The sequence below is a fragment of the Shewanella electrica genome, assembly GCF_022321485.1.
Taxonomy (GTDB): Bacteria; Pseudomonadota; Gammaproteobacteria; order Enterobacterales; family Shewanellaceae; genus Shewanella; species Shewanella electrica.
In genome coordinates, this window is the sequence record NZ_JAKOGG010000002.1 from 246,485 (window position 1) to 261,327 (window position 14,843).

17 protein-coding genes and 1 other RNA gene are annotated in these 14,843 nt (G+C 48.2%); 7 read left to right on the plus strand and 11 right to left on the minus strand.

Annotated elements, in window-relative coordinates; genetic code table 11:
- Positions 1-103: 103 nt before the first annotated feature.
- The 8 genes from L9G74_RS03620 to pspF form a co-directional block, all read right to left on the minus strand.
- A complete protein-coding gene (locus L9G74_RS03620; protein WP_238894916.1) occupies positions 104-316 on the minus strand; it encodes a TOBE domain-containing protein in 213 nt (70 codons plus the stop codon).
- A 103-nt stretch (positions 317-419) separates the two neighbouring features.
- The gene (fabV, locus tag L9G74_RS03625) at positions 420-1,622 is read right to left on the minus strand and encodes an enoyl-ACP reductase FabV (RefSeq protein ID WP_238894917.1); all 1,203 of its coding nucleotides are present in this window, start codon (positions 1,620-1,622) and stop codon (positions 420-422) included.
- Between the two features lie 87 nt (positions 1,623-1,709).
- Positions 1,710-2,498, minus strand: coding sequence for a peptide ABC transporter ATP-binding protein (locus L9G74_RS03630; RefSeq protein WP_238894918.1), 789 nt, complete (start codon positions 2,496-2,498; stop codon positions 1,710-1,712).
- Positions 2,479-3,486, minus strand: coding sequence for an oligopeptide/dipeptide ABC transporter ATP-binding protein (locus L9G74_RS03635; protein ID WP_238894919.1), 1,008 nt, complete (start codon positions 3,484-3,486; stop codon positions 2,479-2,481). The genes L9G74_RS03630 and L9G74_RS03635 overlap by 20 nt, the downstream gene beginning before the upstream one ends.
- A 1-nt stretch (position 3,487) precedes the next feature.
- Positions 3,488-4,378 carry an ABC transporter permease subunit gene (locus L9G74_RS03640; RefSeq protein ID WP_238894920.1) on the minus strand — a complete coding sequence of 297 codons (891 nt, stop codon included), beginning with the start codon at positions 4,376-4,378 and terminating at the stop codon, positions 3,488-3,490.
- Positions 4,365-5,396 carry an ABC transporter permease subunit gene (locus L9G74_RS03645; protein ID WP_238894921.1) on the minus strand — a complete coding sequence of 344 codons (1,032 nt, stop codon included), beginning with the start codon at positions 5,394-5,396 and terminating at the stop codon, positions 4,365-4,367. The genes L9G74_RS03640 and L9G74_RS03645 overlap by 14 nt, the downstream gene beginning before the upstream one ends.
- A complete protein-coding gene (locus L9G74_RS03650) occupies positions 5,396-7,000 on the minus strand; it encodes an ABC transporter substrate-binding protein (protein WP_238895165.1) in 1,605 nt (534 codons plus the stop codon). The genes L9G74_RS03645 and L9G74_RS03650 overlap by 1 nt, the downstream gene beginning before the upstream one ends.
- Positions 7,001-7,178: 178 nt before the next feature.
- Positions 7,179-8,261: a phage shock protein operon transcriptional activator gene (pspF, locus tag L9G74_RS03655; RefSeq protein ID WP_238894922.1), complete on the minus strand. Its 1,083-nt coding sequence runs from the start codon at positions 8,259-8,261 to the stop codon at positions 7,179-7,181.
- 178 nt (positions 8,262-8,439) lie between these two features.
- Here pspF and pspA point away from each other — a divergent pair, with 178 nt between their 5' ends.
- The 7 genes from pspA (at position 8,440) to ffs (ending at position 12,934) form a co-directional block, all read left to right on the plus strand.
- Positions 8,440-9,120, plus strand: a complete 681-nt coding sequence (gene pspA, locus L9G74_RS03660; RefSeq protein WP_238894923.1) for a phage shock protein PspA — start codon at positions 8,440-8,442, stop codon at positions 9,118-9,120.
- A 20-nt stretch (positions 9,121-9,140) separates the two neighbouring features.
- Positions 9,141-9,377 carry an envelope stress response membrane protein PspB gene (gene pspB, locus L9G74_RS03665; protein WP_238894924.1) on the plus strand — a complete coding sequence of 79 codons (237 nt, stop codon included), beginning with the start codon at positions 9,141-9,143 and terminating at the stop codon, positions 9,375-9,377.
- Positions 9,367-9,750: an envelope stress response membrane protein PspC gene (gene pspC, locus L9G74_RS03670; protein WP_238894925.1), complete on the plus strand. Its 384-nt coding sequence runs from the start codon at positions 9,367-9,369 to the stop codon at positions 9,748-9,750. The genes pspB and pspC overlap by 11 nt, the downstream gene beginning before the upstream one ends.
- 44 nt (positions 9,751-9,794) lie before the next feature.
- Positions 9,795-11,219 (plus strand): YcjX family GTP-binding protein, encoded by a 1,425-nt coding sequence (locus tag L9G74_RS03675; RefSeq protein ID WP_238894926.1) that lies wholly within the window; start codon positions 9,795-9,797, stop codon positions 11,217-11,219.
- A complete protein-coding gene (locus tag L9G74_RS03680) occupies positions 11,216-12,256 on the plus strand; it encodes a TIGR01620 family protein (RefSeq protein ID WP_238894927.1) in 1,041 nt (346 codons plus the stop codon). Before L9G74_RS03675 ends, L9G74_RS03680 begins: the two co-directional genes overlap by 4 nt.
- 105 nt (positions 12,257-12,361) lie before the next feature.
- The gene (locus tag L9G74_RS03685) at positions 12,362-12,667 is read left to right on the plus strand and encodes a ComEA family DNA-binding protein (RefSeq protein WP_238894928.1); all 306 of its coding nucleotides are present in this window, start codon (positions 12,362-12,364) and stop codon (positions 12,665-12,667) included.
- Positions 12,668-12,836: 169 nt separating this feature from the next.
- Positions 12,837-12,934: signal recognition particle sRNA small type (gene ffs / locus L9G74_RS03690), an RNA gene on the plus strand.
- An 18-nt stretch (positions 12,935-12,952) separates the two neighbouring features.
- On the opposite strand, the gene L9G74_RS03695 is transcribed toward ffs, so the two are convergent.
- The 3 genes from L9G74_RS03695 to L9G74_RS03705 are packed head-to-tail and all read right to left on the minus strand — an operon-like array spanning position 12,953 to position 14,831.
- Positions 12,953-13,219, minus strand: a complete 267-nt coding sequence (locus tag L9G74_RS03695; protein WP_238894929.1) for a late competence development ComFB family protein — start codon at positions 13,217-13,219, stop codon at positions 12,953-12,955.
- 13 nt (positions 13,220-13,232) lie between these two features.
- On the minus strand, positions 13,233-14,138 hold the full coding sequence (locus L9G74_RS03700) for a histone deacetylase family protein (RefSeq protein WP_238894930.1): 906 nt from the start codon (positions 14,136-14,138) through the stop codon (positions 13,233-13,235).
- Between the two features lie 3 nt (positions 14,139-14,141).
- Entirely contained in the window at positions 14,142-14,831 is a 690-nt protein-coding gene (locus tag L9G74_RS03705) for a YccT family protein (RefSeq protein WP_238894931.1), read from the minus strand.
- Positions 14,832-14,843: the final 12 nt, after the last annotated feature.

Sequence of the window (14,843 nt, forward strand, 5' to 3'; positions counted from 1 at the left end):
GTGTGTAGCTAGAGTTTGATTTGGGAATGACTGTTTCAGTTGTCGTTATTGGTTACTGCAACAAGGAAACAGCGCCCCGAGAGGCACTGTGTTACTTAATCCATTAGTCGTCTACGCCGATCATCACATTACTGGCTTTGATTAGCGCGTAGGCATCCGCGCCTACTTTTAGTCCTAGTTTTTCGCTCGATGCTTTAGTTACTACCGCTGTGAGTTCTACACCCGGAGCAAGCTCAATGACAACTTCGTTGTTAACCGCGCCCACTTCAATAGATTTTACAGTACCGCTTAAACAGTTTCTTGCACTGACTTTCATTTAGCGACCTCTCTTATAGGGAAAACCATTTGAAGTATAGATGGATTATTGCACGGCAGAAACAAAAAACGCCGCAAAAGCGGCGTTTTTAAGAACAATAAATCTACAGCTGAACTACGTCGAAATTGACTTCAGGATTAACATCTTGCTCGTAATCGATGCCGTCAATGCCAAAACCAAACAGCTTGATAAATTCCGCTTTATATTCGCGGTAATCGGTCAGCTCACTCAGGTTTTCGGTGGTAATTTGTGGCCACAGTTGTTGGCAATGCTGCTGGATGTCTTCACGCAGTTCCCAATCATCCAAACGTAAGCGGTTGTCTGCGTCGGTTGCTGGCGCGGTGCCATCAGCCTTGTACAGGCATTGGCTAAACATGCGGTAGATCTGTTCCATACAACCTTCGTGCAGGCCTTCTTCACGCATTTTTTTGAATACCATAGCGATGTACAGTGGCATCACAGGGATGGCAGAGCTTGCTTGGGTAACCACGCTTTTCAGCACAGCGACGTTGGCGCTACCACCTTTGGTTGCCAGTTGGTCATTCAGCGCATGCGCCGCGCGGTCGAGGTCCATTTTGGCCTTGCCCAGTGCGCCGTGCCAGTAGATTGGCCAAGTCAGCTCGGTACCGATGTAGCTGTAAGCGACAGTTTTGCAACCGTCGGCTAATACGCCAGCTTCGCTCAGCGCCTTAATCCACAATTCCCAATCTTGGCCGCCCATAACGGTGACGGTATCGGCAATTTCTTGCTCGGTAGCAGGCTCAACAGAGGCTTCAATGATGGTGTCTTTGTTAGTATCAACTGCGGTAGCGGTATAGGTTTCGCCGATAGGTTTCAGTGCTGAACGGATCACTTCACCAGTATCTGGCAATTTACGCACTGGCGATGCCAATGAGTACACGACCATGTCGATTTCACCCAGATCTTGTTTGATCAGCTCAATCACTTTTGCTTTGGCTTCATGACTGAACGCATCGCAGTTGACGCTTTTAGAATACAGGCCTTCTGCTTTAGCAAATTTGTCAAAGGCGGCAGAGTTGTACCAACCCGCGGTGCCTGGCTTGCTTTCTGTGCCTGGTTTCTCGAAGAATACACCAATGGTGGCGGCATCAGAGCCAAACGCGGCAGCGATGCGAGAAGATAGCCCATAACCACTAGATGCACCGACAACCAACACTTTCTTAGGACCGTTGGCGATTTTGCCCTGTGATTTGGTGTAATTGATTTGTTCTAACACGTTAGCTTCACAGCCAACTGGGTGTGTGGTTGTACAGATAAAACCACGGATTTTCGGTTTAATAATCATGGTGTACTTTGTTCCAGAAAAATTGTCACTAGGATAAGTAATTCCGCAATAATTGGTACTACTATCCGAGTGGTTGGAGCAGTTACATCAGGCCTTTTGACGGGTTAACTGCAGGTGTTCTTGCAAGAGTCGTTGAGTGTATTCATGTTGTGGATCAGTAAATAAGGTCTCAGTTGGAGCAAACTCCACCAACTCGCCTTTGTTCAACACCATGACTTTATCACTCACATATCTTACAACGCTTAAGTTATGACTTACGAAAATATAAGACAGGCCGAGTTCTCGTTGCAGGCTCAGCAACAGATTCAATATCTGCGCGCGTACCGAAACATCCAATGCTGATAATGCTTCGTCAGCAATAATGATATTGGGGTTGAGCATTAAGGCGCGCGCCACGGCAACACGTTGTTTCTGTCCCTCAGAAATCATGTGCGGGTAAAAGTCGGCATGTTCAGCCAACAGACCTACTTTGCGTAAGGTTTCTACCACTTGCTCTTCACGCGCTTTCTCCGATAAATCAGTATTAAAGCGCAACGGTTCTTGTAGCAATTCACCAATGGTCAAGCGTGGATTGAGCGAGGTGGTTGGGTCCTGAAAAATCATACGGATCAGCCGACAACGCTGCTTGAGGTTTTTCATATCCCAAGGTTGCCCTTGGTAATAGATTTCACCACCACTGCGCCGCTCTGCGCCCACCAAAATACGCGCTAAGGTACTTTTACCTGAGCCGGCTTCGCCAACAATCGCTAGGGTTTCGCCCTGCAGCAATTCAAATGAGACCGGATGCAATGCTTGGTTATATTGCGCTTTAAAGCCTTGATAACCCGCAAAATAGCGTTTCTCCAGATTGACAACTTTAAGCAAGGAGGTCGTCATCAGGCACCTCAGTATGGTAAGGGAAATGGCAGGCGTAATAGCGATCTTTATAGTGGCTCAACACTGGCTGATTCACACATTGTCTTCTTGCCTCAGGACAACGCGGGCCAAGGCGACAGCCGATAGGTAAATGGCGCAGGGCTGGCACCGAACCCGGCAAGGTTGGCATTAATTTTTTATGCAATGCCGCAAGATCATAATCTGGCATGTTGTCTAGCAGTGCCTTGGTGTAGGGATGGTTTGGCTGTGCTAACAGCTCGCTGGTTGGGCCAGATTCCATCACTTGACCAGAATAGAGAACCGTCATGCGATTACACCAGTTCGCTAAGGTATCGAGTTCGTGGCTGATCAGTAGCACGGTGACGTTTTGTAACTGATTTAACTGCATCAGTAGTCGATAAATTTGCGCCTGAGTGGCGGGTTCCATTGAGGCGGTTGGCTCGTCGGCTATCAATAGTCGCGGCTGTTTTGCCAGCGCCATGGCGATCATCACTTTTTGGCATTCGCCTTCAGACAACTCCCACGGATAACTGTTGAGTACTTTACGGGGATTTTTAATGCCAACCTTGTGCAGCCATTTTTGTGCGGTGAGCCGTTTGTCGCGAGTATGACGCCAGAACGCCCATTTGTTGGCGACAGGGATCGCCTCAAGCAACTGTTTGCCGATGGTATACGTCGGATTGAAGCTGCCTGACGGATCTTGGAAAATCATTGAGATTTCATCGCCCATCAAACTACGGCGCTGTAGTCGGGTCATCTCCATGAGATTTTTACCGTCCCACATCATGCGGTCGGCGGTGATGTGCCAACTGGGGTCTTGAATGCCAAGAATCGCACGCGCCAGTAAACTCCGGCCTGAGCCAGATTCACCAATCAAACCATGCATTTCGCCCGCATTGATGGTTAAACTGACTTTTTCCAGCGCCTTTGCTGGGCCTTGAGGCGTATCGAGTTCAATCGTTAAATTACGAATATCAAGTAATGGCATACTAGTTTCTCATCGGTGCTAAAGCTGAGCGTAACCCATCGCCAACGAGGTTGACGGCTAACACACTGAGCAAAATGCTGATCCCTGGAATGGTCACTGTCCATGGAGCGAATAAAAAGTTATCCAGCCCTTGCATGATCATTGAGCCCCATTCCGGCATGGGCGCTTGGGCGCCTAAGTTGAGGAAGCCGAGCGCAGCAATATCTAAGATTGCGGCAGACATCGCCAAGGTGGTTTGGATAATCACTGTGTCCCACACGTTAGGCATGATCACATACCAAAAGATCTGTAACGGGTTGGCACCATCGAGTGTCGCGGCTGTGACATACTCTTTTTGCAGCTCATCATGCACTGTTTGGTGAATTGAACGCACAAATTGTGGTGTCAGTGAGATGCCAACGGCCCAAAAGACGTTACTGAGGCCGGGGCCCGTAACGGCGACCACTAATATTGCCATTAATAGCGACGGAATAGACAACAGCGCATCTAACAAGTGGCCCAATATGCTTGATTTGAGTCCGCGCATCATGCCAGAAATCGAGCCGATGATTACCCCAGCAAATAGCGCAGAAATCACCACCAATAGTGCTACGCCAAACGTATATTGAGCGCCATGAAGTAAACGGCTGAAAATATCACGGCCCAGATCATCGGTGCCCAAAAAATGACTGACGGCGCCTTGATTACTCCATGAAGGTGGCATTAGTAGCGCTGATTGATCTTGATATTCAGCAGCGTAGGGAGCGATGTATGGGCCAAAGCAACTCAGTAACAGCAAAATTACCACGCCCCACAAGCCAATCAGTGCCTGTGGTTTAGCCGCAAATAAGCGCCACACCCGCTTGCTATGAGACGGAATGTCATCATCGAGATAAAGCTTAGTTCGTCCCATACATTTCCTTGCGGCTCATCGGATTAGCGGCGGTATACAGCACCTCAATCAAGATGCTAAAGAAAATAATCACCAAGGCCACGGCAAATATGCCCGCTTGAATGACAGTATAATCTCGTTGGTAGATCCCTGAGACTAACCAAGCACCAACGCCGGGCCATGAGAAGATAACTTCGACCACGATGGCATAACTGGCAAATGGTCCTAACATTAACCCGAGGTGCTTCAACAATGGGATTAGCGCGTTTGGCAGGGCATGTTTCAGTACAATAGTGTGATACGGCAAACCTCGGGCTTCAGCGGCGCGAATATAGGTTTGATTCATCACGTTGAGCATGGCGGCGCGAGTAATCCGCACGACCACTGTGAACGGCAGTACTGCTAACGTACATGCTGGCAATATGATGTGCGCCAGCACGTCAGCGAAAGCATTCCACTTATAATCACCGTTGTACAGCAGCGTATCAAACAGCATAAAACCAGTGACTTTGGGAATCTGGTATAACAAATTAATTTGGCCTGAAATAGGCAGTAGGCCCAGTTCGATACCAAACCACAGCGACAGCAGTAAACCTAACCAGAATACCGGAATGGAGTAGCCCGTTAAGGTGGCCGCCATAATGGTTTTCTGTACCATTTTGCTGCGGCTAAGCGCTGATAGCATACCGAGAGGAATACCGCACAGCAGGGCAATGATGCCGGCCACGAATGCTAATTCAAATGACGGTGGCAATACCCCCGCAAGCTCATTCAATACGGACTGACGCGAGGTGACAGAAATGCCAAAATTGCCGCTCAGCCGTTCAGTAACATAGGCTAAAAATTGGCTGATAACATTACTGTGCAAAGCGTAATCTTGTTCTATTTGTAGCTGTTGCTGGGTGGTTGGCAGCGCCACACCGCTTAAGGCATAACTCAGATCAGCCGGAAACCAGCGGGTAGCCACAAACAGAATAATAAACAACGCTAAGGTTGTGGCTAAGAAGAGGTTTAACCGCCGAATGAGATAACGGCCCATTAGTGGCGTCCTCCTACAGGCTCAGGTTGGCTCACTTTATCAAACGCTATGCCGCCAAAAGGTAACAATTGCACATAGGGCGCGTTTTTTCGTTTTAGCAGCATACGCTGCGCATAAGCGAGCGGAATCACCGGGACTTCTTGACCGATAATCTCTTCGGCAGCGCGGTAAAGCACTTTACGTTCCTGTTCGTCGGTGATGTTTTTGGCTTGGCGCAGCAGAGTGTCAAAGCCCTTGTGACACCAATTAGCCCAGTTGTTGTGAGATTGAATCGAGCCACAACTTAATAGTGGTGTGAAAAAGTTGTCTGGGTCGCTGTTATCAGCGCTCCAGCCGATCAGCACTGAATCATAGTTACTGCTGGCAAGGCGTTGAGTAAATACGCTCCAGTCGAAGCTAATAATATTGACCCTGATCCCCACCGCTTTTAGATCAGCTTGGATTAACTCCGCTGTTTTTTGCGGGTTAGGGTTGTAACTACGTGCCACGGGCATGGCCCAGATATCAATCGTCAGATTTTTTACACCGGCGGCGGCTAACAAGCTTTTGGCTTTGGCGGGGTTATATTGCAGCTCAACATTTTCGTCGGGAAACGCCCATGAAGAGGGCGGTAAAATCCCTGCTGCAACCACGGCGGTATCGTGATAAACGGCGTTGAGTAGGCTTCTTTTGTCAATCGCATATGCCAAGGCTTGGCGCACGCGCACATCGTCAAACGGTGGCTTCTTGGTATTGAGTGCCCAATAAGCGACGTTCATCCCGGGGCGGCTATCAACTTCAAGATCATCATGCTGCTTAGCGACTTGCAGTTCACCAGCTTTTGGCAGCGCAGAAATACTGCAATCGCCCACGATCAGTTTGGACAGACGCACCGTACTGCGGGGCGTGATATCAAATACCAGTTGTTCAGACTCTGGTTGCTCACCCCAATAATCGGGATTACGTCGATAACGAATATATTGGTTTTTGACGTACTCCACCAATTGATAGGGGCCAGTCCCGACGGCGTTAGTGTCCAATAGTTGCGGTGTGCCTTGTAGCAGCAGTTGTTCGGCATATTCTTGCGATAGCACCACGGCAAAATCGGTGGCCATATTGGCAAGAAACGAGGCGTCTGGATAATTTAGTTCAAAACGGACACGATACTGGTCCACTTTACTGATCTGCTTGATTAATTTGTTAAAACCGATGCTGTCAAAAAATGGAAAACCTCGTTGCGCCGTTTCATGAAATGGGTTTTCAGTATCGATGATTCGGGAAAAGGAAAACACCACATCATCGGCGTTCATTTCACGGCTCGGGGTAAAAAAGCGGGTAGTGTGAAATTTCACACCATGGCGCAGTTCAAATTCATAGACGAGACCATCATCAGACACGGTCCATGAACTCGCCAGCGCAGGTAAAAATTCACTACTGCTGGTGTTGTCATCAATCAGGCGACTGTAAATTTGGTGTGAAGTGGCATCAATGGTAGTGCCTGAGGTCACAATCTGTGGATTAAAACTTTCAGGGTTGCCTTCGGAGCAATAAACCAGCCCGTTAGGCACTTGGCTGTCATCTTGCTGTTGGCAGGCACTGGTCGCCAACAACAGACCACACACCATCAATAGGCGTGTAGCAACACGTGATGTGATGGTAGTGACTTGATTGATCGGTTCAGCGCGGCTCAAATAGGCGTTCAACCTTGATGGCGTACACAGCGTGGATAATTCCATGAACTTGTTAGAAATACAGAAGCGTAACGGACATTCTAACAGTCTAAGTGATTACTCGGCAATTCCCTCAATTTTTGTCCAGTAAATTGTATTTCTTTAAGATTCCGCGGAGTTGGTGATAGCTCAGTCCAAGTATGTCAGCGGTTTTCTTCTGGTTGTATTGGCTTTCAGCTAGGGCGTTTTGGATCAGCGATACTTCGAACGCTTCGCATTCCTGTTTAAAGTCCAGCGGAAAACTCATGGTGGCAGCGGCTTGTCTGTGCATCACTTCTGCTTCAGTTGTCAACTCAGGCGTTGGTGTTACTGGGGCCGCAGCGACGGTAGGTGCTGCTTGTCGCTCTTTAGTCTTTACCCGCGATTGCGGTCGATAGGGAGAGTCAAACGGGTCCAAAATGATATGGTCAATTTGCTCGTCATCATTGCCATGACGATAAACGCTGCGCTCAACGGCGTTTTTTAACTCGCGAATATTGCCGGGCCATGGGTAATCTTGCAGCATCTGCTGTGCCATACGGCTAAAGCCGGGAAACAGTTCGAGATGAAGCTGGCGCGCCATGCTGACAGCAAAGTGCTCGGCGAGCGGCATGATATCTTCTTGGCGATAGCGCAGCGGTGGCAGGGTAATAACATCAAATGCCAGCCGGTCGAGCAGATCAGCGCGAAACTCACCCGCTTCGGCTAAAGCGGGCAGGTCTTCGTTAGCGGCGCAGATGAGACGCACATCGGTTTGTAAGGTTTTACTGCCGCCGACACGTTCGTATTCACCATATTCGATCACTCGCAGCAGTTTTTCTTGGATCAGGCCAGAGGTGTTGGCTAGCTCATCGAGAAACAATGTACCGCCATCGGCACGTTCAAAACGCCCTTCATGGCGACCTTTGGCGCCAGTAAATGCGCCAGACTCATGACCAAACAATTCGCTTTCCAACAAGGTTTCACTGAGCGAAGCACAGTTGAGTTTGATAAAACTCTGATCCCAGCGCTGTGATAGAAAGTGCAGACGCTCAGCAATTAGCTCTTTACCCGTGCCGCGTTCACCGATGATCAGTACCGGCTTATTTAGCGAAGCGACTTGCGACACCCGTTCCAGTACTTCTAAAAAGGCGTTAGATTGGCCGATAAGGTTTTCTTGTTGATTAGTCTTTGCCACGATTTGTGTTGGTCTTTATCGCTAATAAGTGGTGAAATCCATAATATGTGGCTGTAAACAATAAATAAAGAAAAAGTTATTTTTTGTGTAATGCTTTGAAATTAAATAAAAATACAAAGTTGGCACAGTATCTGTATTAACGTTACCGCGTTCTACAGTAATTTTTGAGGACAGGATTATGGGAATCTTTACACGTTTTGCCGACATCATTAATTCAAACATCAGTGCTTTGCTTGATAAAGCCGAAGATCCAGAAAAAATGGTGCGCCTGATCATTCAGGAAATGGAAGATACTTTGGTAGAAGTTCGTTCTACCTCCGCCAAAGTGTTAGCTGAGAAAAAAGAGTTATTGCGCCGTATGGGCAAACTCGAAGAACAAGTGGCTGATTGGCAGTCAAAAGCGGAATTAGCCTTGACTAAAGACCGCGAAGATCTGGCCAAAGCCGCGTTGATTGAAAAGCAAAAAGTGGCGACAACACTCGATATCATGTCGAAAGAGCTGGATGTGGTTGATGAACATATCAGCCGTCTGAAAGACGAAGTCACGCAGTTGCAAGAGAAACTCGCTGATGCTCGTGCTCGCCAGAAAAGCATCATCATGCGCAAGCAAACTGCCTCGACACGCTTAGAAGTGAAAAAGCAGCTGGACTCTAGCAAAATCGACAATGCGATGATGAAGTTTGAGCAATATGAACGTCGTATTGAAAATATTGAAGCTGAAGTCGAAGCATACGAGCTGGGCAATAAAAAGAATAAGTTGGATGACGAGTTTGCTGCTTTGCAAGCCGATGATGCCGTTAGCGACGAGTTAGCTGCATTGAAAGCCAAAATCAAAGGCAAAGACAGCGCTGCTAATTAATTGAGTCCGGGGAGGGAATTATGGATCTGGAAGCCCTGTTGGTACCCATCTATCTGTTTATGATATTTGTGGCACCATTATGGTTGATTCTTCACTATCGCAGTAAACGCCAAGTAAATCAGGGGTTAACCGATGAAGAGTTCAATCTGCTAAACGATTTAGTTGATAAAGCAGATAAAATGACGCAACGGATTGGTACTTTAGAGTCTATTTTGGATGCTGAGTCACCTGAGTGGAGACAACGTCATGACAAATAAACGTACTTTGTATCGTAACCGTCGCGCCGGCAAGGTCGCTGGTGTGTGTGCTGGAATTGCCGAATACTTCAATCTGGAAACTTGGTTGGTTCGTGTTGCGGTAGTGTCCGTATTCCTTCTTGGTGGCTCGGCGATTATCTTTGTAGGCTATATTGCCCTGTGGATGATTTTGGACGAAAAGCCAGTAGAACAGCAGCAGGAAGCCGCTGATCTCTCGGTTAAGAAAAAGGTTTGGCAAGCGGGTGAGCCCGCGAAGCAAGCGCTACAGGATGTGAGTTCGCGCTTTCACACCTTAGAAAGTCGATTAAGAGCCATTGAAACTTATGTCACCTCAGATCAATATGAGCTAAAACGGCAAATCAATAATCTCTAATCCCAAGGGCAGCGTCGTAGCGCTGCCCCTTTTTTAGGAGAGTTATGGCAGATCTTAAGCAACGTTGGCATCAACTCGAACAAAAGGCCAAGGATATTGGCTACCGTACCACCGACCGGCACCTTCGTCTGGCTGTCACTGGCCTCTCTGGCGCGGGAAAAACCGCCTTCATCACTTCCTTAGTTGAAAAACTTCTCTCAGCTCAGCAGCAACCACCTTACGGTGGACTGCCACTGTTTACCGTCTGCCGTGAAGGACGTTTTATCGCCGCGCGTCGTGAGCGTCAACCCGATCTCAATATCGCCAGTTTTGGTTATGACACTGCCATGAGCGCCTTGCGAGATAATCCACCACGTTGGCCACAATCCACCACCAATATTAGCGAATTGCGCTTGGCGATTGACTATCGGCCCAAGGCTGGCGTGCTGGCGAACTTTGTCGACAAAGCTACGTTACATCTGGATATTGTGGATTATCCCGGCGAGTGGTTGCTTGACCTGCCTATGCTCGATCTTGATTACCAACAGTGGTCAACGCAGTTATTAGCTGCCAACAGTCCACTGACAAATACGCCAAGTTACGCTGATTTCATCGCTAAGATCACCGCGCTAGACCCAACCCAAGAGCCTAGCGATGAAGCATTAGCGACCATTAGCGATAGTTATCGTGCGTTACTTGAGCAACTGGTGCATCAGCAAGGATTCTATCTCGCGCAACCGGGCAGATTATTGTTGCCCGGCGACCTGCAAGGCACACCGTTGCTGGCCTTTTTTCCTCTGCCGAGCCAGCTATTCACGGGGCAAGGCGATAGCTCGCCACTGCAACGGCAATTACAACAGCGCTACGATGCTTATGTGAAGCAAGTTGTTAAGCCATTCTATCAACGTTATTTTGAAGAGTTTGACCGGCAACTGGTGCTGGTGGATGTACTCGGGGCATTAAATCGTGGTCGGCCGCAATTTGAAGATATGGCTAACGCGTTAAATGCGCTGAACCAGAGTTTTCGCTTCGGCAAGGGCGGTTTTTGGCAACGACTATTTTCGCCCAAGATTGACCGTCTCCTGTTTGCCGTGAGCAAAGTAGACCAGATCACTCGTGAGCAGCAGGGCAATGCGCTGTCATTGCTCAAAGCACTACTTAATCCCGGTTGGCAACGTGCTGACCAGCAAGGCTGCGCCGTCGAGGCGATGGCGGTGAGCGCAATTAAAACGACCCGTTATGGCATGGCAAAAGACCGGGGCTTGGGCGAGGTGTCCGTTGTTAGCGGCCGTGGCCTCGATAATGGCGGTGACACGATTACCCTGTTCCCCGGAGAAGTGCCACAAGCGTTGCCCAACAAGGATTTTTGGCAGCAGCAAGGTTTTGAGTTTGTTAATTTTGCTCCGCCACTACAGCCACCTGAACAGCCGTTTGAACACATTCGCCTAGATCATTTACTCGAATATCTTATAGGAGACAAGTTGTTGTGAATCTCCCACCATCAGATGATAAAGCTGCTCGTATTCAGCAGCGTAAACTGTACGACACTAACGATGTGGTGCAATGGCAGGACAGTGAAGCGACCAATCACGCCTTTGCAGAAGACGTTGAGCAAGTGGCCGAACAGACACTTCGGCCGAAGCGCCGTTCATGGTTGACTCGACTCGCCGTATTTGCGCTGCTGGTGGGCGTGGTCGTACAGCTCGTAATGACGTTGATCGAAGCGTGGCAACGTAGCAGCGTATTATTCATTACCTATACGGCGATTTTTGCCATTTTACTGTTGTGGTTACTGGCTTTGGTGGCAAAGGAGTGGCGCTATCTGCGGCAACTCAAAGGCAATATCGACGGGCAGCAAGTGGCTGAACGCTTAAAAGTGAGTGTGCAGATGGGTGAAGCGCCAACATTCATTGGCGACATTGTTGCGCGTCTGCCTGCGGAAGCCTCTGGTTGCGTTAAACAGCTCAATCAGTCGCTATCTCCCAATCAAAATGACGCCGAGCAGCTGCGACTATTTGAATCGATTGTATTGGATGACCGTGACAAGGCCGCGCGACGCATCGTGCGTAAATTCGCGTTGCAGTCGTCATTAATCCTTGCGGTTAGCCCTTTTGCGCTATTGGACATGGTATTGGTGTTATGGCGCAATCAAGCGATGATCAGAGAGATTGCTGCCTGCTATGGCATCGAGTTGGGCTATTGGAGTCGAGTACGGTTAATTCGCGGGATTTTTTGGAACATTGTTTACGCTGGCACTAGCGAGCTGATGACGGACTTTGGCAGCCAAATGTTATCGATGGAGATGACGGGCAAACTATCAGCACGGTTAGCCCAAGGGCTTGGCGGCGGCTTACTGACTGCGCGTTTGGGATTGCAGGCGATGCGTTTATGTCGGCCGGTGAAATTTAATGAACACAATCAACCGAGTCTCACCAAGATCCACATGGAATTGCTTAAAGAATTGAAACAGCGCATGGCAACATCAGAACGTGGCGCAAGTGAAATGGAGCATGAACCGCGTCAGTAATTAAGTGCTGTTCAAATTATGAACTAATCATTACACTGTCCCTCGGAGTCAAGGAAAAGGTATGCCGACTCCAGTTTGTATATAGGATATGACAAGGAGGAACTAATGATTAGTTCAATGCTCAAAAGTGGCTTAATTACTGCCGCGTTATTGCTGTTACCGTTCGCTACCAACACCTACGCCAAAGATGAAATGCCACAGGCGTCAGTACAACAACTGCAAAAGGTGAATATTAACACCGCATCGGCCGATGAATTACAGTTGCTGAAAGGAATTGGTGAAGCAAAGGCGAAGGCGATTGTCGACTACCGCAATAGCAACGGTAAGTTCGAATCGATAGAACAGCTCAAGCAAGTCAAAGGGATCGGTGACAAAATTATCAAAAGCAATAGTGATTCCCTCACGCTTTAACTCAGCACCTAGTAAAAAGTCCGCTACGGCGGACTTTTTGTATAGTCAGTGCACAGTTAGCCGGGCAAATGGCAGTTTTGCCTTGATTCATGCGTAGGCTTTATGGATAATCGCTGCCGTTATCAAGTGTTATTGCTTTCGGCGATATCCTGATAAATCAATGGTGACCCCAGGGTCCCCCCGCAATGATAACTTGTGAACCCGGCCAGGCCTGGAAGGGAGCAACCGTAGCAAGTGACTCATGTGCCGGGGTGTTGGCTCTGGGGGAACCTCCAAATTTCTTATTTAGGCTCGTTGATCCAGCCGACTCTTCAAAAAAGCCCGCGATTTTTCCAACGCTTCATAAATCTCATTACGCATCTGTTGTTGTTCGTTATTGTCTTCGTAAAAATAGGTATCCACTAAGTGGTGTACATAGCGCACTGGTAACTGGTTGAGCGTGACACAGGCTAAATCAGACATATAGTCTTCCGGCAGTTCATCCAGCAAACCCTCCTCAGAGAGGATTTCCATTAGCATCACTTCGTAGTAGTTGCGGATATCCAGCTGCATATTTTTCTCCCGTTTAACTGAACAATTCCTTGGCGGCAACATACAACTGTAGGTGCCTATCTACTAAGTGTAGCGTGTCGCGACAATATCCGCCGCCAGCCACGCAGATAATTGGAATGTCAGCTTTTTTCACCATACTTAGTACCGTTTTTTCACGTGCTAATAGGCCGGCGTCAGTCAGTTGGATAAGGCCGAGTTCGTCACCTTGATGGACATCCACGCCCGCATCGTAAAAAACAATATCGGGTTGGTAAGTATTAACGAGCAGCGGTAGCACTTGCTGAATCAACTGAATATAGGCCTGGTCATCGGTGTTGCGGTCAAAGGCTAGATCGTGATGGGAGAGGGCTTTTCTCGCCGGGAAATTTTTATCGCAGTGCAACGACACACTGATAATATCGCCACGTTGTTGGGTGAGGGTGGCCGTGCCGTCACCTTGGTGTACATCACAGTCGAATATCAATACACGGCGCACAAGGCCTTGTTGAATCAACTGGTCAGCCGCGATGACGAGATCATTAAACAAACAAAAGCCGCTGCCAAAGTCGTAGTGAGCGTGATGATAGCCGCCGCTAATTTGCGCTGCAAAACCACGTTGGAGTGCGGTTTGTGCTGCCAAATAGGTGGCACCAATAGAGTTTAGTGTACGAGTGATGAGAGCTTCCGACCACGGAAAACCGATGCGTCGCAACGCTTTATCAGCTAATGAACCATCGAGTAGCCCATTAACATAGTTAGTCTCGTGAATGGCCGTTAACCAATATGTTGGCGCGGGTGTGGGTGTTAAAAACTGGCAGTGTTGCTTAAAATCACTTTGCTGTAATCGTTGGTATAACAAACGATATTTCGCAATAGGGAAGCGATGTTGCGGAGGTAACGCCAGCTCCGAATAGCTGGCGTGATAAGTCACCGATAACAAGGTTTACAGCTGCTTAATAGCCCAGCTCATAAACTCTTTACGGGTTTTTTCATCTGCTTGTTGCCACCAGTATTGCAGCATCTGTGCTGATTGGTTTGGTGATTGTTCGCTTGCTTTGCTTGGGGCTTCTGCTGTAGCTGCAACAGATGTAGCCGTCATTGTTTCAACTTCGCTAGCAGGTTTTACGGGTTGTGGAACGGGCTTGCCACCAGTGATGGCAACTGCAGCGACATCAACTTTCGGTGATTGTTCGCCGACATTAAACAAACGACTGATGAATGAATTCTCTTGAATATCTGTTTGCTGGACTTGGTAATCCACTTGGTTACCGTTGCTGCTGATCACCACTTTAGGATCTTTAGCATAAGCTTCTGGGTCGGTAATCTTATTTGCTGGTTTCAGCTCGTAATTGGCATCTTGCTCAACGTTGATAGTGACAATGAAAGGTGAAGATTTTACAAAATTCGGGCTTTCGGAAAATCTGTCTTCATACATATCGCTGTAGCGAATCGCGATTTTATGTTTGCCACCGGTGAGCGATAAATCGGATTTATGGGTGAAGTGGTTGGTCTCAATCTGAGTGCCGTCTAACGCCAGATATTCAAAAGCCATTGGAATTTTCAGATTTGCTGCAAAAGCAGACGATGAGCAAATCAGTGCAAAAAGGGCTGAAACGGTCGTTATTGGTTTCATTGTTGCTCCTTA

Coding starts and splice junctions, on each gene's coding strand:
- L9G74_RS03640 (WP_238894920.1), bottom strand. CDS start 4,378: ATGGGACGAACTAAGCTTTATCTCGATGATGACATTCCGTCTCATAGC.
- fabV (WP_238894917.1), bottom strand. CDS start 1,622: ATGATTATTAAACCGAAAATCCGTGGTTTTATCTGTACAACCACACAC.
- L9G74_RS03620 (WP_238894916.1), bottom strand. CDS start 316: ATGAAAGTCAGTGCAAGAAACTGTTTAAGCGGTACTGTAAAATCTATT.
- L9G74_RS03630 (WP_238894918.1), bottom strand. CDS start 2,498: ATGACGACCTCCTTGCTTAAAGTTGTCAATCTGGAGAAACGCTATTTT.
- pspC (WP_238894925.1), top strand. CDS start 9,367: ATGACAAATAAACGTACTTTGTATCGTAACCGTCGCGCCGGCAAGGTC.
- L9G74_RS03675 (WP_238894926.1), top strand. CDS start 9,795: ATGGCAGATCTTAAGCAACGTTGGCATCAACTCGAACAAAAGGCCAAG.
- L9G74_RS03695 (WP_238894929.1), bottom strand. CDS start 13,219: ATGCAGCTGGATATCCGCAACTACTACGAAGTGATGCTAATGGAAATC.
- pspB (WP_238894924.1), top strand. CDS start 9,141: ATGGATCTGGAAGCCCTGTTGGTACCCATCTATCTGTTTATGATATTT.
- L9G74_RS03645 (WP_238894921.1), bottom strand. CDS start 5,396: ATGGGCCGTTATCTCATTCGGCGGTTAAACCTCTTCTTAGCCACAACC.
- L9G74_RS03685 (WP_238894928.1), top strand. CDS start 12,362: ATGATTAGTTCAATGCTCAAAAGTGGCTTAATTACTGCCGCGTTATTG.
- L9G74_RS03650 (WP_238895165.1), bottom strand. CDS start 7,000: ATGGTGTGTGGTCTGTTGTTGGCGACCAGTGCCTGCCAACAGCAAGAT.
- L9G74_RS03635 (WP_238894919.1), bottom strand. CDS start 3,486: ATGCCATTACTTGATATTCGTAATTTAACGATTGAACTCGATACGCCT.
- pspA (WP_238894923.1), top strand. CDS start 8,440: ATGGGAATCTTTACACGTTTTGCCGACATCATTAATTCAAACATCAGT.
- L9G74_RS03705 (WP_238894931.1), bottom strand. CDS start 14,831: ATGAAACCAATAACGACCGTTTCAGCCCTTTTTGCACTGATTTGCTCA.